This window comes from Rhodococcus sp. SG20037, from assembly GCF_031763325.1.
Lineage (GTDB): Bacteria > Actinomycetota > Actinomycetes > Mycobacteriales > Mycobacteriaceae > Rhodococcus_F > Rhodococcus_F qingshengii.
Window position 1 is genome coordinate 1287970 of record NZ_CP134497.1, and the last position, 22839, is coordinate 1310808.

Sequence of the window (22839 nt, forward strand, 5' to 3'; positions counted from 1 at the left end):
GAAAACGTACTGTGTCGGACTCGGTAAAACGAGACCCCAAGGCATGTCTCACCCCCTATTTCACCCTCGTGTGGACTTGTCCGCACGCCCTTCGCCGAGTCGCGGATCATGACCTGGCGGCCTGCGGTGGTGCAGTCTCGGTTTTATCCGTGGGGCCGCCGTTATCGAGCAGATTCCGAGAATACGAACCCATCTAAACTAACGTCCAGCATTCGGATGTGACGTTCTGGCGGAGTGTGTGGGTTCGATGAGTCAACAGATATTTGATCAGTTAATCGCGTGCACAGCATCCGGAGAAGTTGTGGAACTTTCGAACTGGTATTGCGTTTCACCAGCGCAAATCTTCAGTGGTCATGGGTGAAAGTCAGAAGATGGGAGAAAGTGCCTGGGATTGTGTTGCTACCGGTTCGTTATCGTAGACGAATGTCCACTATGTGCGTGGATGACGACTCTTGAAGGCGGGCAAAACTGCGTGTCAGCTGTGTCGGAGCTTCCTCTGCCTTTGTGTTCTTGGATTGAGAGTTTCACCAGGAATATCTTTCGTGATCGACGCGCCGGGAAATTTTTCTCAAGATTTACCCACTTGCTAATTGGGGAATTCAGCGGGTTGCAGAAGACTGAAATATTGCGGGTGGGAGCTGTTATTTCCGGTGATTTGCCCATATCTTGCTGAGTGGCGTATTTGCGACCGAAGTGTCGCGCGGTCGAGAAATAATGCTTTTCATGCTTTACATTGGAAATTGCAAGATGCACGTTTCATCCTCAGTGTTAAACGAAAGGACGAACGCAATGGGTAGCTTGGAAGATTTCGACATCGCGGCACTTCTTCAGAAGGTCATCGCATTCTTCGACGGATTCTCGTCGGACGAGACCGAGACCCCCACGGGCTAAGACTTAGCGAAGCCGCTGTGCATCCGGATGACACTGGATGTGCAGCGGCTTCTCTGTATCCGGCGCCTTCATCGGCGAAGGCAATGAATCGGCGTGCGTGGTTTCGGCCCGGCACTGGGCACTAACTGGTTGCATCCGTCTGGATCAAGAGCATCGCGTCGTCGACCGGATCGAAGTACAGAGCCGGGTCGGCAACCAGTGCAGCGTCGTCACCATGAGTTTGCATGGTGACAACCCAGGCACGATCGTCGTGTTCCACGTAATAGGCACCCGCGAGGACCCCGATGGAACTGCCGCCCTTGAATCCGCCGTAAGTGAACCATTTCGCGGACTCGTCGCTGAGCGCCGGATCCTCGGCGAGAATGTCTCGAACCGGTGCGCCGCTCTCGGTCTTCGCCTTCTCTTGCAACGTGACCAACGCGGCACGCAGGTCGGCGGGCGAGGCGAACCAATCGATGTCGAAAGGCCATGCGGGGGTGGTGAATGCTGACGCCGGGATGTCCACCAGGCCGCCAGGTAGTGCCGCGAGTATCGCTCGACGCTTGTCCGGAGTTCCGTCGCGCCAAGCGATACGTTGTGCGCCTTGGTCACCCCAGCCGAGTTGGAACAGTGCGCGGGTCGGCTTGAGCGGGATGTTGAGCGAAGGATTTGCCATGCCCATCGGGGCGAATTCGGCTTCTACCTGCTCGCGCCCGACAGCGGCGATCAGCATGTCGGTGGCGGTGTTGTCGCTGATCGAGATCATCTTGCCGGCGGTATCTCGGACCGTGACTTCAGTTTCCGATGGCAGGTCCTGCATGGTCCCGCCGGGCATCGATTTGAGGTCGTCGGTGATGGTGAGCTTCTGATCCCAGGAGAGTGTCCCGTTCTGGACGGCCGTCGCGACCGCGCCGAGAACGTACAGCTTGATCGTTGACCCTGTGGGCTGTGGTGAGGTGTCGCCGACACTGAAGACTTCGGCGTTCTTTCCTTCGGTGACCTCGGTGACGGTCAGATTGGTCGGCGCGGGAAGCGCTTTGACAGCTGCCTCGAGTTCTTGCCAAGATGCGGCCGGCACATGAACGTCCTTGGTCGGTGTGATCGCCATTCCGAGGATCAGCCCGTTGCCGTCGACGACGACGTTGACGTCGAACGCACCGCCGGTGGTGCTGGTGATGGAAACTGTGCCGTCGGAGTCGCCTCCCTTGTAATTCACTGTTGTCCAAGGCTGTCCGGCTCGGATGGAGTCGAAGTCCGGAGGTGTCAGGACTACGGGTGCAGTGGGTCCGAAGTGTTCGGCGATTTCTTCCTGGGTCAACGGCGTGCTCGTGTTGAACGCACTGAGAAGCCAGGTGATCTGCTTGCCGACGGAGCTGTCAGGGATCGTGACCGTAACGGGTGCCGCGGTGGGGGAGGTCTTTGTGTTGTTTTCAGAGGTTTGTGCGGAATCAGTCCCGGAAGTACATGCGGCGAGGGCGAATACCGCTGCGGAGGCAAGTGCTACCAGCGCGAGCGGGCGGCCCTTCCTGCGTGTGTGTTCGAGTTTCATGGACTCATTTCATCAGCGTTCTCTTCGGCGCGCGTCCGTCTGAGGTGTAGACGTACTCAGCCTGAGGTACTGAATCGCTTCATCCTGGAGTACCGTCGACCACTTGTAGTGGTGACACGCGCCTTGCCGCTGGACAAATGGGAGAAAGGCTGCACTCGAAGAACTTTCGGGATGACTGCGAGAGCTAGTTCTTGGTCGCGGCCAAAAAGGACGGTTGCGTTGACAGCGCTGCGATTTCTTCGGGGAGTTCGGGGATCCGACGATCGTACAGTTCTGCCAACTCGACCGAGCTGAAGCGTCGGACAGTCCAATTGTGTTCAGCCAACCACTGGCCCGGATCGGATCGCTTGTCGCTGTAGAACAGTTGCGAAATGTCCAGGTCTCCGAACGGGTCCTTGGCGAAGTACTTGGATCTGATGGCCGCAAGCTTGCTCGGGTCGGTTCCGGCCGGAAAGTCGTTCACCGCCAAGCGACTACCGGTGGCCGAGAGTTCGTCGATCCGCTCGAACAGGGCGTCGTGGGCCGGGCCGGGGAGATAGGCGAGCAGGCCTTCCGCCGACCAGGCCGTGGGTTCGTTCGGGTCGAAACCAGCCTCCTCGAGTGCGGCCGGCCAGTCGTTTCGCAGATCAGTAGGCACAGTGCGTCTATCGGTCTTCGGCTGGGCGTCGTGCGCCGCGAGCACTTCGGCTTTGAACTCCAGCACCTTTGGCTGATCCACTTCGAATACCGTCGATCCTGAGCTCCAATCCAGCCGGTACGCACGCGAATCCAACCCTGCTGCAACGATTACCGCCTGCCTTACTCCGGATTCGGTTGACGACGAGAAGAATTCGTCGAAGAACCTGGTTCGCAACCCCATGAAACCGCCGAAGGGGGTGTCCTCGAGGAGCGTGGGATCTTTCAGAAGAGCTGTGAAATGCGGCTCGGCTGCAGCTTCTACGAACCACGATGCGAACTTGTCTTCGATGATCGCGTCCGGACGGGTGCTCTCCAGTGCTCGGAACGTTGCCACTGCCAGCGCAGTAAGTCCGACGCTACTGACGATGTCCCACGTATCTCCATCGCTCCGCATTGTCTGGGTGTCCTTCCGCTCTTGACGACTGAGCCGAACTCTCTCGACCCTACGCCCGTGTGACCCCTCGTCGCCTGGAACGGAACGGTCGGACTTGGAGCAGCAAATACACGCTGACCGGATCGAAAAATTCTGCAGTGCAAGGCGTTCGGTTCGAATCAGCATCCTGCCAGGAATTTGCCAGGTCAGTGCCAGTGAGCGGCAAGGATGCAGGACTTCACTGGTGCGTGCCTCAGGGCTGAGAGAGAGCCTCGAGAATCCTTCGGGCAGGGGATTGATCGTGGCATGACCATCCGCCGGAACCACTTCGTGGGACCGTTCGGTTCCAGTTGATCTCTCGGACCGCACAACGAATGTCCCGTCGAGAAAGAGAGATGTGAGCCCATGTTGCAGGAAGGCTCGCTGGATGTATTGGCCGCCGCGGCGCGGAGCGGTAGCCGTGAGTCCATGGCCAGTTTGTATGCGGCGTTTCGTCCGATGGTTGTGCTGCGGTGCCGCGCCGAGCTTGATCAGGCCGTTTCCGATTCCGCCGCGGATGCCGCGTGCGTCGCCGTTCTCACGGCAGTGTGCGACGGATCGGAGACGTATCAGCCTTTTCTTCGCGTGCTGTACGCGAGTACAAGCATCGCGATTGCTCGGGCGGCATCCGACGGGATCCGCGGTGGACCGCTCCCGCCTCCGACAACGCTCCCGGTTGTCGAACGCGATGTCCTGGTGTTGCGGCTGATCGTCGGGCTCGATACAAAGGCGACCGCAACGTCGCTTGCCCGTACGACAGACGAGGTGTCGCTCGACCTGCATCGGGCGCTGCAGCGACTGCGAAAGTTGTCTTCTCCGAATGCAATCAGAGAGAGTTTGGTATTCACCTGAGGGCGTTCGGAATGCGCAGATTCGGGCGGGAACGGATCCCCGCCTTACTGGCCGGCGATGTATTCGATCGACGGGCCGGCAGTCCAACCGCCGTCGACGGCGATCTCGGAACCCGTTGTGTACGAGGCATCGTCGGAAAGCAGGTAGGTGACCGCGCCGACCAACTCCTCCGGGCGACCGACACGGCGATACGGATTGTTGGGGAATGCGCCCTCTTCGAGGCTGATACCCGTCGGTGCAGTCATGGGCGTCAGGACCATACCGGGGTGAACCGAGTTGACCCGGATCTTGTCGCGACCGAGTTCGACCGCGGCGATCTTGCTCAGCCCACGCACGCCCCACTTGGCTGCACCGTAACCGCTGGTCAGGGCCATGCCCATCAGGCCGGCGGCCGAGGAGATGTTCACGATGGATCCGCCGCCGGCTGCCTTCATGAACGGCACCACCGTGTGGATACCGGTGTGCACGGACACCAGGTTGATCTGGATGATGCGCTGGAACGTCTCGAGTGGTTCCTCGGCGACTGTCTGGCCGGACGCCGAGATTCCGGCGTTGTTGACCAAACCGTTGATCGCGCCGAACTCGGATACCGCGTACTCGGCGGCGGACTTCCAAGACGCTGGATCGGTGACGTCGAGGTGAACGTAACGCGCTGCGTCGCCGAGAGATTCGGCCACTGCTCGACCGTCGTCGTCGAGTAGGTCGCCGATGACGACGCGGCCGTTGCCCGCGACGATGCCGCGGGCAAACGCCTCGCCCAGGCCGCGTGCGCCGCCAGTGACGAGAACGACTTTTCCGGAGAGATCCTGAGTCATGATTGTTCCTTACCTGTTGGTGTTGCGAGATATGGCTTCGAGAACGCCCCGAGCGCGCGGGTGATGGCCTCGGGTGCGGGCGTCCGGAGGTCTGCCATCTCACGCAGTGCGGCGACTACCGCAAGTGTTGCCTGGCCCGAAGCCGCTGTGGTGTCTAGCGAGGTTTCCGGACGGTCGATCAGGCGTGCGACTTCTGGGCGAATCAGTTCCATCGTCTCGAAAGTTGCTGATTCCCAAACTCTCCGGAGTGCCGCATCACCGAAGATGATGGGCATCAGTGACCGGGTCATCGGCTCGAAGGACTCGCCGACCGATGCGATAAAGGCATTCTTCACAGCCGCTGCGAGCCCGAATTCGCGGGCTTGCGCGCTGAGTGCGGTGGCCAGACTGCGGTTTCCCTCGTCGAGCATCGGCCAGATGCTCTCCTCTTTGGTGGCGAAGCAACGGTAGAACGTTCGCTCGGAGATTTCTGCCCGCTCGGCGAGCTCCGCGATGGTCGTCGAAGTGTCGCCGCGTTCGACGAAAGCGGCAGCACAACTCTGCGAGACGCGGAGAAGTAGTGCAGTGCGGCGGGCTGTTGCCATATCCGCACTGTACCAAAAGTGGCAGAAACTGCCACAAATGGTGTCGGCCGGTCAGCCGACGTTACCTTCGATTCCGGAAACCTCCTGCTCAACTGCGTTCTTGAGGTTCAGGAGCGTCTTGCGGATGTTGCCGCGCTGAAAGTCGGCGAAGGTCTTTCCTCCGGTGGCAATTTTGTCGAACATGTCGGCGGCGAAGTCCGGCCAGCCGCGCCTGTCGTCGGTCCACGTTTCGGTAACTCGGGTTCCGTCGGGCACCGGCGAGAATCGGTACTGCCAGGTTGCGATAGAGGCGGGGATCCGGGGAGTACCGAGGCCGATCTTGTGAACACGGAATTCGAAGAGCTTCCCGGCCTCGGCAGCGGTGACTGTGCATCGCGTGGTCCACTGCGCGCGCCCACGCTTGTTGTGCCCGTCGAACTCCATGCCCAGGAAAGCGCTTTCGCGGTCTCCCCGCAAGGTTGCGCCTATGTTTTCGGGACTCCAGGCACCCATACGAGTGGGATCGCTGATGACCTCGTAGAGGGAAAGCGCGTCGGAGCTGACGACGATGCTGTCGGAGACGGTAAGTTCGCGAGCCATTTCGGTTTCGGGTTCTTTCTGTCGAGCGTGTGTGAGGTGAGTATGACGATCGGTGGTTTCGCGAACAAGATGCGGACGTGGCGGATGAACCGTCGAACTGATCGGCGTTGAACTACAGGTGCGGTTTCAGTTGGATCTTGACCGCGCCTTCCTGCTTCTTCTGGAAGATCTCGTAGGCGTGTGGCGCCTGATCGAGCGGCAGCTGATGGGTGGAAAAGGTGTCGACGCCGAGTGGGTCGTCGTCAGTGAGCAGGGGCATGATGTCCTCTACCCACTTCTTGACGTTCGCCTGGCCCATCCTGAGCTGAATCTGCTTGTCGAACATGGTCATCAGCGGCAGCGGATCAACCATTCCGCCGTAGACACCGATCAAAGAAATGGTTCCGCCGCGCCGAACGATGTCGATGGCCGAATAGACAGCGCCAAGGCGATCGATTCCTGCGTTACGCATCGCAGGTGCGGCAAGAGCATCGGGAAGGAGTCCGACGAACTGCTGCGCGAGCTTTCCGATCGGAGACCCGTGCGCTTCCATACCGACAGCGTCGATCACCGAATCGGTTCCGCGGCCGTTTGTCGCGTCTCTGATGGCATCGCCGATCTTGCTGCCGTAGTCGTCCAGGTTGAGGGTCTCGATACCGCGTTCGGCAAGGCGCGCAAGGCGTTCGGGTACACGGTCCACACCGAATACTCGAAACCCTTTGTGGTGGGCGATACGAGCCGCCATGTCACCGATCGGTCCGAGGCCGAGGATTGTCACGGACCCACCCGGCGGGACGTCGGCGTATTCGACCGACTGCCAGGCTGTGGGGAGCACGTCGGAGAGGTAGACGAATCGCGAATCCGCTGGACCTTCGGGAACTTTGATGTGTGTGAAATGTGCTTGCGGTACTCGGAGGTACTCAGCCTGCCCGCCTGGCACCGAGCCGTAGAGCTCGGAGAAGCCGAACAATGCTGCGCCCGTTCCCTGATCGCGGACCTGCGTCGTCTCGCACTGTGTGTAGAGGCTCGAATCGCACATGAAACAGTTGCCACACGAGATCTGGAACGGAATGACGACGCGGTCACCTATCTCGAGATTCGTGACTTCCGAACCGACTTCTTCGACGATGCCCATCGGTTCATGGCCGAGAATGTCGCCGGCATTCATGAACGCACCCAGAGTCTCGTACAGGTGCAGATCGGATCCGCAGATATTCGTCGTGGTGACCTTGATGATTGCGTCGGTGGGTTCGACGATCTTCGGGTCCGGAACCGTATCGACGCTTACTTTCCGTTTGCCTTGCCAAGTCACTGCGCGCACTGGGATCGACCTCTCATCGTGGAAATGCTGTTCGCAGTCACCTGCCCGAAAGCACTGAAATGCAAACAAAATCGGTGAGGGTTGCGAGAAGTCCTGAGCGCGTTAGATTGAGATGGAGCTGGGTCCCGGTCTCTTTGCGCCGGCTCCAGGACCAAGACGACGAGATGATGAGGACGATCGCATGACCGACAAAGACGACAACGACCAGTCGCCCAAGGGCGGGCACCCAGGACCCGTGGACAAGGGCGGCGACGGGGGAATGGCAACGCGAGAACAGGCGCCTGAACTGGTCGAGGAGACCTCCGACGAGAAGTCTGACGACGAGTAGTTTCCTTTTACTCCGCGTTGGGTAACAACGGGGATAGGCCGCATCGGACCGTCCCGGAATCAATGCGGGCGAGGTTCCTCGAGGTTGAGCAGCCAGCCACGGGAACCGCCTTGAGCAGATCCCTCAACCCTGTTGTCATTCAACCCTGTAACAGCACGTGATCGAATCGGGTCCGCAGTAGTGTCGGGACCCGGAAGTCGTCAAGCGTTCGAACTATCAACTGTTCGGCAACATCCCGGAGTTTCACGTTGGTCTCTTGAGAACGCCACACGAGGATGTCGAAGGCGCGATCGGCCGAAATGCCGTAGATCACCATGAGCATGCCTTTGGCTTGCTCGATTACTCCGCGAGAAGCGGTGATTTCGTTGACCAGCACGTCGACAGACGCTTTCACCGTACTGTCGAGGGTTTCGGTGACGTCGATGTAGAAGCCTGAGCTGCCGACCACGGCACCCGACTCGTCCACGACGCTGTCGCCGACGACGATTACCGAGTGAGTGTCCCCTGCAGTGTCGATGATGCGGTGGCGGCTGCTGAACGGTCCGCCTGAAGTGCGGATGGCGTGCAGTGTTTGAGCAACGTGTCTTCGGTCGTCGGGATGCTTGTGCGAGAGCATCAATTCTGTCGTCGGAGCTACTTGGTCGGGTTCGTATCCGTGAATCCGTGCAACTTCGTCCGACCACTCCCACCGATCGCCGTTGCGGTGATAGAGAAAGCCGCCCACCCGGTGTGGAGCCCCCGATCCTGACGTTCGCCCCAACCCGTCCTCGTTCACCACACACGCCCCCTCGTTCTCGACCTCGTCCCAACCGGCGTACTCGCCAGTTAGTTATATCGGACAAATCCGGCGGAGGTGGTGTCGGTCCCATATTTCGGAGCATCGTCTGGATCGCTACCGCATGGGTCGGGGAAACCGGCCCTCAGAGTACTTGGCGACGGTCCCACGTCACTCGCGGTTGAAACAGTGTTGCCGCTGTGTCCATTCGGTGATCGCCGCCGCGATGGCCGCAGGCTGATCCTCGGGGGCGAGATGTCCTGCGGGACCGCACTGTTCCACCTCGAGATTTGCGATATTCGATCGGCTCCACGTGACTTCGTCAGGTCCGATCATGAGAAGTTCTGCGGGGCCGCTGAAGGTGAGAAGAAGTTTGGGTACGTCGGTGCTTTCTGCGAGCCAATCGCTGTACGCCGCCACACGTGCATTCACGTCACCGGGAGTTCCTTCGATGGGGAAGGATCGTGGCCACTCGAGAAGGGGTCGGCGACTCTCTCGTGACGGATAAGGGGAGCGATAGGCCTCGGCATCGGTTTCGGTCATTTCACCGAGAACCGTTCTGTGAAGCGCTATTTCGAGAAAGAAGTTCTCGTCGAGTACCTTCGTCTCTCCTGTGTCGGAGTCCCTCAGAGCTTCGACCCGTGCCCGTGCCTCTCCCGGGAAGTGTTCGTCCCAGGTCATCGGACGAAGGATCGTTTCGAAGAAGGCCACACCTCGGACGTGATCGGGGTGGCGGGCAGCCCAGTCCAGTGCAAGCGCCCCGCCCCAGTCGTGTCCGACGAGTACGACGTCGTCGAGTTCCATCTGGTCGAACCAGGCGTCGAGGTAGCGGGCGGTGTCGAGGAAGCCGTAGTTGATTGGCGGTTTGCCTGACCGCCCCATTCCGATGAGGTCAGGGGCAAGTGCGTGGCCCAGATTTCCTATCTGCGGCAGGATGTTTCGCCACAAGTGCGAGGATGTGGGGTTTCCGTGGATGAGTACGAAGGGTGGTCCTTCACCGCGCGAGCGGTAGGCCATGGTCGAGTCGAGCACGGGAATTGTGGGCATTGCGACTCCTCAAATAGTTTCCATATACCCTAATTGAGATAGTAGCCATGTATTCTATTTGTATGCAAGATCGAGAAACATGGACGACAGGGTCGCTGGTGTGGCACCTTGGCTTGCGCTGGCGGGCGGGGGTTGACCGAGCGATCGCGCACCTGGGGTTGACTCACGCCCAGTATTCAGTGCTCGCGTCTCTGCATGGTCTGGTGAGCGCGGGGGAGAGGCCGAGTCAGCGAGAACTCTCAGCGCACACAGGATTGCAGCGAATCTACATATCCAAGCTCGTGCGAGCGTTGGAGAAGAGCGGGTTTGTTGTCAGTGAACGCGATAGTCGCGATGCGCGAGCCGTTCGCCTCGATCTCAGTGACGAGGGCAAACGAGTCATAGAGCTCGCTAAAGACATTGTCCGCCAATTGGATGCAAAGAATACGGAAGTGCTGACGAAAACCGGAGGGCGGGAACTCGCCGAGCTCCACCGCGCCCTTGGCGCGTTACTCGACGCCACCGAAGCAGGAGATGGATAACGCGCCGGTCCGCTTCGTGGCGTAACCGAAGGCGATCGTGTGCGGACCCGGTCCACAGGACGTTCGTTGGGGGAGCGACGGAAGCGTCGATCCCCCAACGAGCCTATTGTCTAGCTGTCGATCGTTACGGCGTCACGTTGATCGGCGAGGCCGACGCGAACTGCAGTGTGCCGGACATGGTTGCCGTGCCAGTGGCTGCGGCGGGGCAGACGGGCCCGGTGCCGGTACGCGTGTAGTTCACAGTGCCGGTGTTGCTGGCCACGACGCGCTGGTTGGGAATATCGAATGGCAGCGGTCCGATAGTGCTGGCCCCGACGGTGACTGTGCACGTGGATCCGGGCATCGTCACGACTGCGCCTCCTGCAGGAATGACCAGGGATCCCTGAGCCGATCCGGTGTCTGCCGAGACGTTCAATAGCCACGAGCCGGAGGTGGTGACCACAGCGGGTAGGCCGTTAGCCTTGCACCCGGTCAGGCTGGGGGTGCCGATATTGACGTTGACTCCGCCGGTGCCGGTGTTGGAATTACCCGGCGCGGATGGGATGGTCCCGGAGCCCGTCGTACTGGAGCAGGTAAGTGTGATCGTTCCTGTCTTGATACTGAGATTGCTGCTCGAAGCAGTCACGGTTTGACCCGCTGGAGTGACGACGGTCGAAGCCAGAGCGGTGCCGGCTGCGACTGCAATCGCGGCTGCGGCGGCAGCTGTGACGATGGTGGTGCGGCGAACTGCATGGGACATCGATATCTCCTTGTTGTCGGTGATACTTCGTGAGTCGCCGGTGCTTGCTCTACTGCGTCCGCAGGCTGTCGGCGCCGATGTTGAACACATCGCTTGTGGTGGTCAACGAGTTGTGACCACTCGAAGACGGAACGTTGGCGCGAAGATTGACTGCCCAATTCAATGCGCCGAACAGTCCACATCCAGATGCGCCCGGTACCGCGAACGTCTGGTCGGCGTGCGTCACGTTTCTGACGGCGGCGGTATCCGGAAATCCTGGAACTTCTTCCAGGACACCATTCTCGGACACTCCGAGTTTGAACATGATCGGGTTGCTCGCAGAACCCAGATAGCAGTTGCCGCCCAGCAAGGGGTTGGAGATCTTCAATCTTGCCGGAAGTGTGACACCGAGTTGGAATGCGTCGACTGTTGGCAACGCGACCGGTTCGACTGTTGCCTTGATGGTGGTCAAGCCGCCGGGGAACGGTATACCGAGCCCGAAGATTCCTCCTGGTACCTCGATGGGGCTGGAATAGACGCCTTTGGTGCCGTCAGTGGGAGGAATGAAGATCTGGTCGAACCCGAATTCTGCGTCGGGGTTCTCGCGATAGGCGACACCGCCGGCGATATTCAACGAGCCGGAAGGAATCGGTACTTTGAGCCCGTTGATGTTCATTTCGCCGCCTTTGACGACGACGTCGACACAGGTGCTTGTCTCCGGATTGGCTATCGGGCATTTTCCCCAGCCCCCGAACGGCGCATTGGGCAGCGGGGCCGCCGTCGCGGTTGACACCGCCCCGAGAGTGAGGACTCCCGCTGCGACGACAGCGAGCGCGGCTCTGAATCGTATTGTGCGCATGGACAAGTGAACTCCGTTTCGAGGTGGCAATCTGTCGTCGATGACGGTTCTGTGGCAGTGGGTTGGATTGCTAGTTGGCACTACGTTCGGCAACGACGGTAGCGGGTTCGGGTGAGCCGGCCGGCTGGGGCCTGAGGCTGTCGGCACCGATGTTGTAGACGTCACTCGTCGTGGCGAGGGAGTTGGACGTGGTGGACGAGGGAAGCCCGGCGCGCCAGTTGACGATTGGATTCAGAACGCCGAACGGGCCACACCCGGAAGCTGTCGGGACCGCGAAGGGCTGTCCGGTGTGCCCGGTGTTTCGAACGACGGCAGTATCCGGGAAACCTGGAACCTCTTCGAGGACACCGTATTCGGTCACATCCAAGTTGAGTTGGACGGGGTTGTTGTCCGAGCCCAGGTAGCATTTGCCGCCGAGGAGAGGGTTCGCGATCTTCAATTTGACGGGTAGCTTCACACCAAGCTGAAATGCATCCACGGTGGGGAGTGCAGACGTCGACTCTACGGTGGCCGAAGCCTTGTTCAGTCCGAAGAGATTGTTGAATGGCAGGTCGATTCCGAGTGCGCCCCCGGGGATGTCGATGGGTTTGGCGTAGATCCCCCGACTGTTGTCGTTCGGCGGGATGAATACTTGGTCGAATCCGAATTCAGCCTCTGGATTCTCCCGGTATGCAACTCCGCCTGCGATGCGCATCGCCCCGGCGGGAATGCTGACGGAAAGCTTGCCGATCTTCATGTTTCCGCCGGTGACCGTGACGTCCATACAGGTGCTGGTCTCGGGATTGTCGATCGGACATGAATCCCAACCGCCGAAGGGGATCTCCGCTGCCGGGGCGGCTCCTGCAATGCTTGCTGACAAGCTTCCCACCGCAGCGGCGGTGGCGAACACAGTTGCGGTGGCGAGTGCGCCGAAAAGCCCACGCGACGTCGAACGTCGGGACATGTATTTCTCCTTTGGGTACAACCGACCAGTCGGGATTGTGATGATGAGTGACGGTAGTCACGTGTGACTTGGATGTACAGACAATTTGAAACAATTCCGACAAAAGTATTACTGCGATCGCCTCCGCTACTACTTGTGGCTGTGAGGATTGAAATTTGTTGCAGTGCTCTGTGTCTCGTCATTCACCCACGAATCGCTGTGAGGTGCTTCGACCCGAAAAGGCGTTCGTCGACGGGAATATCGGACTCCTGTCGAAATCGAGGGGGCAATGTTTTGTCGGAGTCGCCAATGAGGGAAGTCAGGGCGAGTAACTTTGTCGAACAGCGGCTGATCGGTACTCCGGGCAGCTGCCCGAGAGAACGGATCGCCATGACGCTGATGCTGCCGCTCGACTCGATGTTCCTTCTGATGGAGTCACGGGAGCATCCCATGCACGTCGGTGGCCTGTCGCTTTTCGTTCCGCCGGAAGGGGACGACGGCGAATTCGCAAGATCGCTCTACCGTTCGCTCACCGACGTCGACTCGATTCGCCCACTCTTTCGCCGCAAGCCGGTGCAGTTCTTGTCGAACTTCGCGCCGGTGCGTTGGACGGAGGACGAGGACGTCGATCTCGAATATCACGTCCGGTTGCTCGCGCTGCCCAAGCCGGGGCGAGTCCGCGAGTTGCTCGAGCTGACCTCCATGCTCCACGGCACGCTGCTCGATCGGCATCGGCCGCTGTGGGAGGCGTACGTGATCGAAGGTCTCGCCGACGGCCGAGTTGCCGTGTACATGAAGACGCACCACGCGCTCATGGATGGTGTGTCTGCTGTTCAGGCGTGGTACCGCAGCCTCTCGTCGGACCCGCTCGATCGAGAATCGATGCCTCCGTGGGCGCAGCGACCTTCTTCGGGGCGGGTTCGTGCCGGTCGCGGGCTGGACCTGCAGAGGCGGGTGGGCTCCGTGATCGAGACTGTGCAAGATGTGGTCGGGGTCGGCCCTGCGATAGTGAGCGCCGCTGCCTCGGCAGTGAAGGACCACGTCGCACCGTTGCCGTTTGCTGCCCCGAAATCTATCTTCAACGTCCCGATCACCGGAGCGAGGCGTGTCGCCGCGCAGTCGTGGCCGATCGAGCGCCTGCGCAAGGTCAGCTGCGTTGCAGACGTGACGCTCAACGATGCGGTGTTGGCAATGTGCGCGGGTGCGCTACGGCGATACCTGATCGAACTGGACGAGTTGCCGGACAAACCGTTGATCGCGATGGTGCCGGTATCCCTTCGCAAAGGTGAAGAGGGTGAGGCTTCCGGCAATGCCGTAGGTGCGGTGTTGTGTGATCTGGCAACCGAATTGGCAGATCCGGCGGCCCGACTTCAGAGAGTTCACGACTCGATGAGTAGCGCCAAGTCTCTGATGTCGGGCCTGACGCCCCTGCAGATCACGGCGCTCAGTGCATTGAACGTCGCGGGTCTCGGGCTGCCGCTGATCCCTGGTTCATCCCGACTGATCACTGGGCGTCCAGTCTTCAATCTGGTGATTTCCAACGTCCCCGGCCCGACAACGACGCGCTATTGGAATGGCGCGAAGCTCGAGAGCTGTTACCCGGCATCGATTCCGTTGGACGGGCAGGCGATGAACATCACCGTCATCGGCTACGCGGCCACCATGCAGTTCGGGCTCGTCGGCTGCCGCCGCAATGTTCCGCACTTGCAGCGGCTCCTCGGCCATCTCGAGGAATCCTTGAGTGAGCTCGAAGCCGCCGCAGGTTGAATGCGTGAGGAAACCTCAGCTGACGGGGACCGCTCCGCGAGCGTTCGATACCAAGTGAGTGCCGATCTGAAGGAACGCGGGTACGAAGTTCGGGGTGTCGATTGCAGGCGAAAGGATGTGGGCTCCGAAATGCGCGACCACAAACTCCAGGTCGCGAGAGATCAAGAGCCTCTGGCCATGGATTCCGCTTGCCATGAACGATCCGAACGGATCATTGAGGATCCACCAGTAGTCGTGGTAGCTCATCGTCGCGGGGGAATCGACAGGGGCACGCGGGCTTCTGACCTCCGAAGGATAGCCTGCGGGCACTCCCGCGGTCATCGATCGCGCGATGTGCGGTGGGATCACCTGACGATCCTCGACGGCACCGTCACAACGAATCATCTCACCCACTCTGGCCACGTCTCGAAGGGTCGCACTGAATCCGCCCGCCGCCATTTCCGTTCCAGCGGAGTCGACTATGTAGAACGCATCTTCTTCGGCTCCGATTCTTGACCAGACCAGCTCACTGAGTAGTTCGGCGAGTGAAGTTCCGGTCACGCGGCGCAGTATTTCTCCGACAGTCTCGACATTGCCGTTCTCGTAGCGGAATTCGACGCCGGTCGGGCCCGCAGTGCGTGCCGTGGCGAGGTGCTCGAGAATGGTCTCCGGGCCGCGGTAATTCATGGGGCGCAGCTTCGGGGCGACTACGGCCCAGAAACGGCTGGCTTCGATGGTGCGATGGAACGGCCGACCGCCGTACGTTACATCAGTGCCCATGTGAAGAAGGTCCTGAATCCGATTGTCTCCGAACGCAGTTCCTGCCAACTCGGGAATGAATTTCGACGCCCGATCGTCGCGGTCGAACAATCCTTGTGCTTCGACCAGTGCAGCCATCAAACCGACGTAGGATTTCGCCATCGATGCATTGAGGTGCGGTTCGTGCGGTTCGCAACCGTGCAAGTAACTCTCGTACACGATGCGTCCCCGATGTAGCACTGCGATACCGTCACTGTGCGCACCCGCGAGGAACTCGGACACCGTCTGCTTCGGCTGATCCGGAAGGTTCAATGTGACACCGGACAGATCCGTGTAGTCGGTCGGGAGGGTCCATTTGGGTCCGTCGCCGCGCCACACACGGCGAGTCGCAACCATCTCTCGTATGGTTGTGGCTTGTTGGCGCACGTCGGCCGGGTCGGTGAATCCGCGCGCCCAGGGGATGTCATCCGTTGCGATGTTTCGTGCCATCTGAGGTCTGCTTCCGTCTTGATTGCCGAGTTGGAGTGTTGATTGCCGCGTTCGTAGTTGATGAACTGAATTGCCTAGTGCCGAAGCGCATTCTGTTCATGTAGGGGGTTGGCGGATGGCCCGGAGAGTAGGGCCGCACTGTCGCGGGCGTAGGGGCGATACAGTGCGCCTGAAGCGACCCCGTTGACGGTGGTCAGCACTACGGTGACGATGAAGAGCGCGCCTTGCAATCCGATTCTGTCGCCGAGGGTTCCGACCAAGACAGCGTATCCGGCGTAGGCCAGCGCTTCGACTGTCGAGACGGAGACGGCAAAGGCCAGGGCTCGCAGTTCCGGACGAACTACGGCCATGATAATCGGCCGATTGACCACTGGGACCTGACCTTGAAGGACGCCGACGATCCCGAACAAGACCGCGTAGACGCCGATGCTGTTCCAGGAAATCTGCGTAGCGATCAGTGCTGCGGCCGCGAATCCGAGTTGGCTGGCCTGAAGCATGATGATGCGGCCGTTTCGGGGTCGTTTGACGTGTACGGCGTCGTTGACTCGTCCGCCGACGAACGTGCCGAGCAGGTACCCGATTGCGAAGGGCGGTGCGATGATCGAAGCAGTTGCGGTCGTGAATCCGTGCTCCTCGACGAGAAATACGATGCTGAAGCTCATGATGACGTTCTGGCCCGAGAATGCGCGTTGTACGAGTAAGTATCGGAATGTCTTGATAGCGAGTAGCTCTCGTATCCCTTCGCGCCAGAATCTTGCTTTGGAGCCGAGATCGTCGGTGGTCGTCTGTGCGGGCGCATCGGCGGATTCAGGATCGTCGAGGAAAAGCATGATAAGCACACCGATGGCGATGCAGATTGCACCGGTGATGATGTATCCGTAGCGCCATCCATCTTCGAAGCGAGACAAAAGCCCGAATATCGGGGCGGTCGCGCCGGTGATGACGGCGACGCCGCCGTATACCAATCCCGTTGCGCGGCCCCTCCGGGCGTCCTCGTACAGATCTCCGAGGATGGACAATGCAATCGAGCCGGCGCCGGCGAAACCTGCGGCGCCGATCGCATAGAGGACGAGAAACTGAGTGAAACTGCCGGACAATCCGGCCAGGATTACCCAGACACCCCAGAACCCTGAACAGATGGCAAGTACCGACTTACGAGAATATCGTCGGGCAAGGAACGCCCAGGGGATTGCCGTGAAGACCCCGACGGCCTTGGCCACTGCAACGATCGTGCCGAGCGCCGCCGATGACAATCCCATGGCCTCGCGCATGAGCGGGAAGAGCACGGACGTCACGCTGCTTTCGGCGTTGTCCATTGCCGTGGAGCCGGTCAGGAGTGCGAGGTTCTTACCTCGCCGACTGCGTGGAAACTGAGTAGGTGCCGCAAGTTCTGTGGTCATTGTTCCCTCTCGAAAAATGCCGATGATTGCTTGGGCGCGGTGGGCAGCGCTCGGCGGTCGACTGTGCACTGAGTCACAGTGAGCATTAATGGAGACAATATACATAAATAGACATACTGTCTATCTCTTTGTTCAAAGTTGGATGGCAGTGCAGGTGCCGAGTCCCGCAACCGTGAGGCCTACGGCCAAAGTCGCCATGACAATGAACGGTATTTCTCGAGAATCCTTGTCGTCCAGACTGAGTCGACGATGACGGATTGTCGTGCCCACGATGACTCCGGCAGTCGTAATGATGAGCGTGGCGAACACTGCGATTCGTAGAACGGACGGATGCAAAGCGATTTCGCGACCGGTGATCACTGACACAGTCACAGAGGAGAGGGCAGTTCGTCGCCAGGCGAGCACGGTTCGCTCGGGTTGCAGTCCGGGCGGCTCGTTTTTCGTCACAACACGGTCATCCCTACGCCGAGACCCGCAACGACACACACCCCACCGACGAGAAGCGCGATCATCGGTGACGTGGGTAAGGGAAGATCACGCCTCATCGCGGTTTGGACGGCCTTCCAGTGTCTGAGCGCGCCGAGCGCTACAGCCGACGCCACGACGGTGCACACGACTCCGAGCATTTTGTACATATTGTTGTCGTTTTCGGATACGTAGAACTGACCGACTGCGACGCCGCCTGCCAACAACCCCAACGCAGTTCGTATCCAAGCCAGAAATGTTCGTTCGTTCGCAAGACTGAATCTGTAGTCCGGTTCGTGATCGATCACGGTGATTGCCTCTGAAATGTCGAGTGCCCGCCAGGCCGTCACGTCGAGCGTATGACGACCTGGCGGGCGCGAAATTGGATACGACTGTCCTTGAATGATCTTCAGGTGGTGAGTAATTGACGCGCGATTCCGTTCTTCTGAATCTCGGAGGAGCCGGTGAGGATTCGGAACATCCTCAACCGCTGGAACAGTGATTCGACCTCCGAACCACGGATGACCCCGGCTTTTCCGTGAATCTGAACTGCGTGGTCGGCGATGGTGAAGGCCTTCTCGGCAACGAACAGCTTGCACATGAATGCTTCGGTACGCGGACTCCCACCGGCATCGAGTGTGGCGAGTGCGTCGTAGGTCATCGAGCGCGCAGCGTAGTAGTCGGTCGCCATGTCGGCGAGTTTGTGTTGGATGGACTGCAACATCGCAAGAGGAGCGCCCTGCACCTGGCGAGTCTTGCTGTACTCCAACGACAATTCCAGTGCTCGGCGGGCTCCGCCGAGGACGGTGGGGCAGTGCAACAACCGGTTGACTGTGACTCGACCGAGTCCGATTCTCAAGCCTTCGCCCACATTTCCGAGAAGCTGTTCCGGCCCCACGTAGCAGCCGTCGAGGATGATGTCCGCTTCGATGTGCTGACCGGACATCGGGACGTCACCGTCCGCCACTGTGCAGCCAGGAGAATCCAAGTCGACCAGGAAGGCCGAGTACGAATCCGGTCCGTCGCCGTCGGATGCCATCTTTGCGATCAGTACCGAAAAGTCGGCGAAGGGGCCCGCGGACGAGAACACCTTGTGGCCGTTCAGGCGCCATCCGGCACCGTCCGGGGTAGCTGTGGTGAGCATGCCGCGAACATCGGAACCTGCGTCGTTCTCGGTGAGAGAAAAGCAGCACGCCTTCTCTCCTCGCAGCACCGGAATCAAGTACTTTTCCAACTGGTGCTCGGTGGCGTATTGAAAGATCGATCCCGCGCGGAGTGGGCCACCCATGTCTCCGAGCACGGACGTCGCGAGGACCCGCGGCGATGCACCGACCTCTTCTTTGAGTGCGGCGAGTTCGGTATAGGTGAGGTTCTGGCCGCCGAGTTCAGTGGGGAGGTGTATTCCGTAGAAGCCGAGTTCGCGGCTGCGTCTCCACACTGGCTCGAGCGTCTCACGGATGTAGTGGGATTCTTGAGTGAGACCCAATTCGGCTTCGTACTCGGCTAGTTCGCCGTCGAGATAGTCGCGTAGACGCTCGACGAGCGATTGAAGTCTTGGATTGTCTTCGTAGGTAGGGGTGAGAGCGAATGACATGTCTATTTCCTGTCAGTTGACGTGACGGTCAGCGGTGGTCCAGTAGGTCGCGCGAATCGCGCGGCGATCGATCTTGCCGTTTCGGTTGACAGGCAACGAATCTGCGAAGTCGACCGAACGTGGCTTCTTCATGCTTGCCAGACGCGTCGAGCAGTGCGCGATCAATTCCATTGCGGTGGTGTCAGTTCCATCTCTGGTCACGACAACAGCCTTGACTGCTTCGCCCCACTTCGGATCGGGAACTCCCACTACGCAGACTTCGGAAACGGCAGGATGTTCGTACAAAGCGGCCTCCACCTCGCTGCAGTAGATGTTGAATCCGCCCGAGATGATCATGTCCTTCTTGCGGTCGACGATGAACAGGTAGCCGTCTTCGCGGAAATAGCCGACATCGCCCGTGTGGACCCAGCCGTTCCTGAACGTCTCAGCCGACAGCTCGGGTTCGTGGAAGTATTCGCGGACACAGTCCGGACCACTGGCTACGATCTCGCCGATCGTGCCGGCCGGGACCTGTACGCCGTTGTCGTCGACCACGCGAACATCGGTGTCGTATGCCGGCCGGCCGCACGAGAGAAGAAGCTCAGGGTCGGATTCGATACCGCGCACCACGTCTTCAGCGGTCAAGACAGTGACGACGCTGGTCGTTTCGCCGAGCCCGTATCCCTGAATGACGATGGGACCGAACACCTTTACCGCGTCGCGCAACCGTTGTGGAGAAACCGGCGCTGCGCCTACGCCGATGCAGCGCAGAGAGCTCAGGTCGACGTCGGTAACCGACGGATGGTCCATCAGCAAGTTGAGCATCGTCGGGACCACCATGGTGGTGGTGATCCGCTCACGTTCGATGGTCTGCAGGAACGTCCTCGTGTCCCATGCCGGCAGGATCACCACTGCGGCGCCCCTGGCGAACATTCCGAGCATCACCATGCCGGAAGCGTGTGTGATCGGGCCGGGGGCGAGGTAGCGATCACCAACAGTCGGCGCGCCTTCGGGGCTCATCAGTCGCTTGCGCATGTTCGCCAAGCGGTTGCCGTGACTCTGGACCGCAGCCCTGAGCTTGCCGGTGGACCCGGATGTGTAGTTGAGGACAGCCGGGGCGTCAATGTCGACGTCCACCTCGACGTTGTCTTCGCTGCCCCTTGTCGTCAGTTCGTGATAACTGTCCGCGCCGGGAGTCGAAGTGCTGTAGTCGATCACCCTGCAGTTCAGCCCTGCGTCGGCGACGACCTTCAGTGCCATCTCGGCATGGGCGGGGTCGACGAAGAGGACACGCACATCGGCGTCGGCGAGGATATGCCCGAGTTCGTCGGCGCCCAGTCGTGCGTTGATCGGCACCCTGACGAATCCTCCCTTGTACAAGGCCATTTCGGTCACTACGAGTTCCCCGCAGTTTCCGGCAAAGGTTCCGATCATGTGTCCGGGCCGTGTCCCGGTCACTGCGAGAGCGGACGCGAGACGGTTTGCGGCCGTATCGAGCTCGCTGTAGGTCCACCGGCCTTCGCCGCAGACAAGGGCTTCGAGATCGGGGTAGTAGCTGGCGCTTCGGGCGAGATAAGTACCGAGGTTCATGGACATCTCCAGAGAAAATCGACATCACGAATGTTAATGGACAGTCTGTCTATATTCGATCGTCCTGTCAATGTTGAACTATGCTTCGTACAACAGTGCGAAGGAAGGGAACCCAATGCCTCCAGAAGACAGACGTGTCCGGCGTACCCGACGATTGCTGCGGGATGCCTTGGTCTCGCTCGTTCTGGAACGGGGATATGCCGGGATCACCGTCGAAGACATCACGGACCGTGCAGATTTGGGTCGGGCGACGTTCTACAGTCACTACACCGACAAAGACGATTTGCTCGGTCAAGTCGTGTCCGATCTGGCCGATGACCTGCAAGAGCGGCTCGGTCCACTCATTCCCGCCTCTTCGATCGGATTCACCGGCAAGCCTGTGCTCGAGATGTTCAGGCATGCCGCTGAGGAACGTGACGTCTACCGTGTGATCCTGCGTGGTGAGGGGGATGGCAAGGCGCTGCGAAAGTTCGTCGAAGACCGCAGCGTCGCCGCTGTGCGGATATTTTCCGCACGGGCAGAAGCGCTCGGGGTTACTCCGCGAATCGACATCGAAGTACTCTCGCGGGCATGGGTGGGTGAACAGATCGCGGTCATGCAGTGGTGGCTCGAGTCCGACCCGCCACCGCTGACGCCGGAAGAAGTCACCGAGATGCTGCTCGAACTTTCGTTGCGGGGACGCTACTGGTCTTCGGGTTTCGACGGCGAATTGAAATCCGAATAGCCGCTGTCACGTCTCGCCGTTGCCGCGGCGGCTTCGTCGAGAACCGACTCGGTGTGCTCGCCCACGTATGGAGTCGGAAGTCGAAAACTGTTCAGTCCCAAGCTGAATTGCGCCGGGAATCTCATCTGGGGCCAGCTTTCTCCGTTTTCGGTCGCGACCTCGCTGAACAGGTTTCGAGCGACGACATGGGGATCGCTCATCAGCTGTCCGGCGTCGGTGAACACCGGCGCCCATGGGGCATTGATCGCAGTCAACGATCTTTCCCACCACTCGTATGTGTGCGTACCGAAGGTGGTGACCAGGAGTTCCCGCAACTCAGCCTTGTGCTGTGTTCGGGTCCATCGATCGTCGTAGCGCAGTGTGTTCAGTGCTGGAAACTCAGCGCTGAATGCTGTGCGGAACTCGATCCAGAACCTGTCTTCGAAAGTGGCAAGTGAAAGCAAGCAACCGTCGGAAGTCTCGAAAATGTCGTTGTCTCCCTGGACGGTCGGTGAATCGGTAGGGTTCTCGATATCGCGGATCATGAGCGCGAAAGGCGCGCACCACGCGGTTGCAGCCTCGGCGAGGGAAATGTCTATGTGTTGTCCGCGTCCGTGCTTGTCCACGCTGGCGAGAGCAACCGAGATGGACAGTGCTGCGTACATCGAACCCACCAGATCACCGGCCCGGATACCAGGGCGAGTGACGACTCCGTCGGTGCACCCGGGAACTGCGAAAAAGCCGGAAAGGCCGAGGAAGTTCAATTCGTGCCCCGGCTTGTCGGCATAGGGTCCGGACTGCCCGTAACCGGTGATCGAACATAATACGATGCGTGGGTTGGCTTTTCGAAGTACGTCGTAGCCGAGTCCCATGCCTGCCAGTACCTGTGGCCGGAACCCCTCGACCACTGCATCTGCAGTCTCGACCAGTCGAAGGAACGTCTCGCGATCGGATTCGAGACGGAGATCGAGCGCGATCGATCGCTTGTTCCTGTTCAACGAGGCCATCCGTTCACCAGCTGCCCGCGTGGGATCAGGTCGCTTCGGGTTCTCGACCTTGACCACGTCGGCGCCCAGATCTGCGAGCAGTGTCGTCGCAAACGGGCCGGGCAGAAGGCGAGAGAGGTCGAGAACGCGCTTGCCGTGTAAGAAACTCCATTCCGACGTGTTGTCACTGTCCATGTTCACACTCCGAAGGCTGTCGAGGCAGTGGCCGATAGCGCCAAACCCTCATCGGCATGGCGTTGTCCGTAGCTGCTGGATCCCAGGATGATCAACCTGATCGATAATTGGCAGACTATCGATT

Annotated in this window: 23 protein-coding genes; 5 read left to right on the forward strand and 18 right to left on the reverse strand. The window is 59.9% G+C overall.

Translation table 11 applies throughout. The features are described 5' to 3' along the window. Positions 1-1012: 1012 nt before the first annotated feature. Both RHP72_RS05925 and RHP72_RS05930 read right to left on the reverse strand, forming a co-directional pair. Positions 1013-2419: a serine hydrolase gene (locus tag RHP72_RS05925; RefSeq protein ID WP_311094457.1), complete on the reverse strand. Its 1407-nt coding sequence runs from the start codon at positions 2417-2419 to the stop codon at positions 1013-1015. Between the two features lie 184 nt (positions 2420-2603). Further along, the gene (locus RHP72_RS05930; RefSeq protein WP_047269285.1) at positions 2604-3491 is read right to left on the reverse strand and encodes a class I SAM-dependent methyltransferase; all 888 of its coding nucleotides are present in this window, start codon (positions 3489-3491) and stop codon (positions 2604-2606) included. Between the two features lie 384 nt (positions 3492-3875). Between RHP72_RS05930 and RHP72_RS05935 the strand changes: the two genes are divergently transcribed. Continuing rightward, entirely contained in the window at positions 3876-4361 is a 486-nt protein-coding gene (locus RHP72_RS05935) for an RNA polymerase subunit sigma (RefSeq protein ID WP_311094459.1), read from the forward strand. A 44-nt stretch (positions 4362-4405) separates the two neighbouring features. On the opposite strand, the gene RHP72_RS05940 is transcribed toward RHP72_RS05935, so the two are convergent. The 4 genes from RHP72_RS05940 to RHP72_RS05955 all read right to left on the reverse strand — a co-directional run bounded on the left by RHP72_RS05940 (position 4406) and on the right by RHP72_RS05955 (position 7639). Next, positions 4406-5176 carry a glucose 1-dehydrogenase gene (locus RHP72_RS05940; protein WP_007734653.1) on the reverse strand — a complete coding sequence of 257 codons (771 nt, stop codon included), beginning with the start codon at positions 5174-5176 and terminating at the stop codon, positions 4406-4408. Continuing rightward, complete coding sequence (locus RHP72_RS05945; protein WP_007734655.1) at positions 5173-5760, reverse strand: TetR/AcrR family transcriptional regulator; 588 nt, start codon at positions 5758-5760, stop codon at positions 5173-5175. The genes RHP72_RS05940 and RHP72_RS05945 overlap by 4 nt, the downstream gene beginning before the upstream one ends. 51 nt (positions 5761-5811) lie before the next feature. Next, positions 5812-6339, reverse strand: coding sequence for an SRPBCC family protein (locus RHP72_RS05950; RefSeq protein ID WP_007734657.1), 528 nt, complete (start codon positions 6337-6339; stop codon positions 5812-5814). Positions 6340-6451: 112 nt separating this feature from the next. Further along, on the reverse strand, positions 6452-7639 hold the full coding sequence (locus RHP72_RS05955; protein ID WP_217018449.1) for a zinc-dependent alcohol dehydrogenase: 1188 nt from the start codon (positions 7637-7639) through the stop codon (positions 6452-6454). 181 nt (positions 7640-7820) lie between these two features. Between RHP72_RS05955 and RHP72_RS05960 the strand changes: the two genes are divergently transcribed. Beyond that, positions 7821-7967 (forward strand): hypothetical protein, encoded by a 147-nt coding sequence (locus RHP72_RS05960; protein ID WP_003945804.1) that lies wholly within the window; start codon positions 7821-7823, stop codon positions 7965-7967. Positions 7968-8106: 139 nt separating this feature from the next. On the opposite strand, the gene RHP72_RS05965 is transcribed toward RHP72_RS05960, so the two are convergent. Together RHP72_RS05965 and RHP72_RS05970 are read right to left on the reverse strand one after the other, a co-directional pair. Continuing rightward, entirely contained in the window at positions 8107-8745 is a 639-nt protein-coding gene (locus RHP72_RS05965; RefSeq protein WP_037132380.1) for a PAS and ANTAR domain-containing protein, read from the reverse strand. Positions 8746-8913: 168 nt separating this feature from the next. Beyond that, a complete protein-coding gene (locus tag RHP72_RS05970; protein WP_311094460.1) occupies positions 8914-9789 on the reverse strand; it encodes a haloalkane dehalogenase in 876 nt (291 codons plus the stop codon). 62 nt (positions 9790-9851) lie between these two features. Between RHP72_RS05970 and RHP72_RS29395 the strand changes: the two genes are divergently transcribed. Further along, positions 9852-10310: a MarR family winged helix-turn-helix transcriptional regulator gene (locus tag RHP72_RS29395; protein WP_397517607.1), complete on the forward strand. Its 459-nt coding sequence runs from the start codon at positions 9852-9854 to the stop codon at positions 10308-10310. A gap of 124 nt (positions 10311-10434) precedes the next feature. On the opposite strand, the gene RHP72_RS05975 is transcribed toward RHP72_RS29395, so the two are convergent. The 3 genes from RHP72_RS05975 to RHP72_RS05985 form a co-directional block, all read right to left on the reverse strand. After that, on the reverse strand, positions 10435-11049 hold the full coding sequence (locus RHP72_RS05975) for a hypothetical protein (protein WP_054827310.1): 615 nt from the start codon (positions 11047-11049) through the stop codon (positions 10435-10437). 49 nt (positions 11050-11098) lie between these two features. Further along, entirely contained in the window at positions 11099-11887 is a 789-nt protein-coding gene (locus RHP72_RS05980; protein ID WP_021333197.1) for a hypothetical protein, read from the reverse strand. A gap of 70 nt (positions 11888-11957) precedes the next feature. Next, positions 11958-12830: a hypothetical protein gene (locus RHP72_RS05985; RefSeq protein ID WP_311094461.1), complete on the reverse strand. Its 873-nt coding sequence runs from the start codon at positions 12828-12830 to the stop codon at positions 11958-11960. 369 nt (positions 12831-13199) lie between these two features. Between RHP72_RS05985 and RHP72_RS05990 the strand changes: the two genes are divergently transcribed. Continuing rightward, a complete protein-coding gene (locus tag RHP72_RS05990; protein ID WP_311094847.1) occupies positions 13200-14576 on the forward strand; it encodes a wax ester/triacylglycerol synthase family O-acyltransferase in 1377 nt (458 codons plus the stop codon). Positions 14577-14591: 15 nt separating this feature from the next. Here the strand turns inward: RHP72_RS05990 and RHP72_RS05995 are convergent, their stop codons facing one another. From RHP72_RS05995 to RHP72_RS06020, 6 genes are all read right to left on the reverse strand, one after another. Then, on the reverse strand, positions 14592-15803 hold the full coding sequence (locus RHP72_RS05995; protein ID WP_081557456.1) for a serine hydrolase: 1212 nt from the start codon (positions 15801-15803) through the stop codon (positions 14592-14594). 74 nt (positions 15804-15877) lie between these two features. Further along, positions 15878-17203, reverse strand: coding sequence for an MFS transporter (locus RHP72_RS06000; protein WP_064074089.1), 1326 nt, complete (start codon positions 17201-17203; stop codon positions 15878-15880). Positions 17204-17335: 132 nt separating this feature from the next. Then, complete coding sequence (locus RHP72_RS06005) at positions 17336-17650, reverse strand: DUF202 domain-containing protein (protein WP_311094462.1); 315 nt, start codon at positions 17648-17650, stop codon at positions 17336-17338. After that, a complete protein-coding gene (locus tag RHP72_RS06010) occupies positions 17647-18018 on the reverse strand; it encodes a YidH family protein (protein WP_081557457.1) in 372 nt (123 codons plus the stop codon). Before RHP72_RS06010 ends, RHP72_RS06005 begins: the two co-directional genes overlap by 4 nt. 59 nt (positions 18019-18077) lie before the next feature. Then, the gene (locus RHP72_RS06015; RefSeq protein ID WP_063314921.1) at positions 18078-19262 is read right to left on the reverse strand and encodes an acyl-CoA dehydrogenase family protein; all 1185 of its coding nucleotides are present in this window, start codon (positions 19260-19262) and stop codon (positions 18078-18080) included. Positions 19263-19274: 12 nt separating this feature from the next. Next, positions 19275-20831, reverse strand: coding sequence for a long-chain fatty acid--CoA ligase (locus RHP72_RS06020; RefSeq protein WP_311094463.1), 1557 nt, complete (start codon positions 20829-20831; stop codon positions 19275-19277). Positions 20832-20946: 115 nt separating this feature from the next. Here RHP72_RS06020 and RHP72_RS06025 point away from each other — a divergent pair, with 115 nt between their 5' ends. After that, complete coding sequence (locus tag RHP72_RS06025; protein WP_007734687.1) at positions 20947-21555, forward strand: TetR/AcrR family transcriptional regulator; 609 nt, start codon at positions 20947-20949, stop codon at positions 21553-21555. Here RHP72_RS06025 and RHP72_RS06030 read toward each other — a convergent pair. Next, on the reverse strand, positions 21513-22715 hold the full coding sequence (locus tag RHP72_RS06030; RefSeq protein WP_063314920.1) for a CaiB/BaiF CoA-transferase family protein: 1203 nt from the start codon (positions 22713-22715) through the stop codon (positions 21513-21515). The two genes, RHP72_RS06025 and RHP72_RS06030, sit on opposite strands and share 43 nt — an antisense overlap. Positions 22716-22839 lie beyond the last annotated feature (124 nt).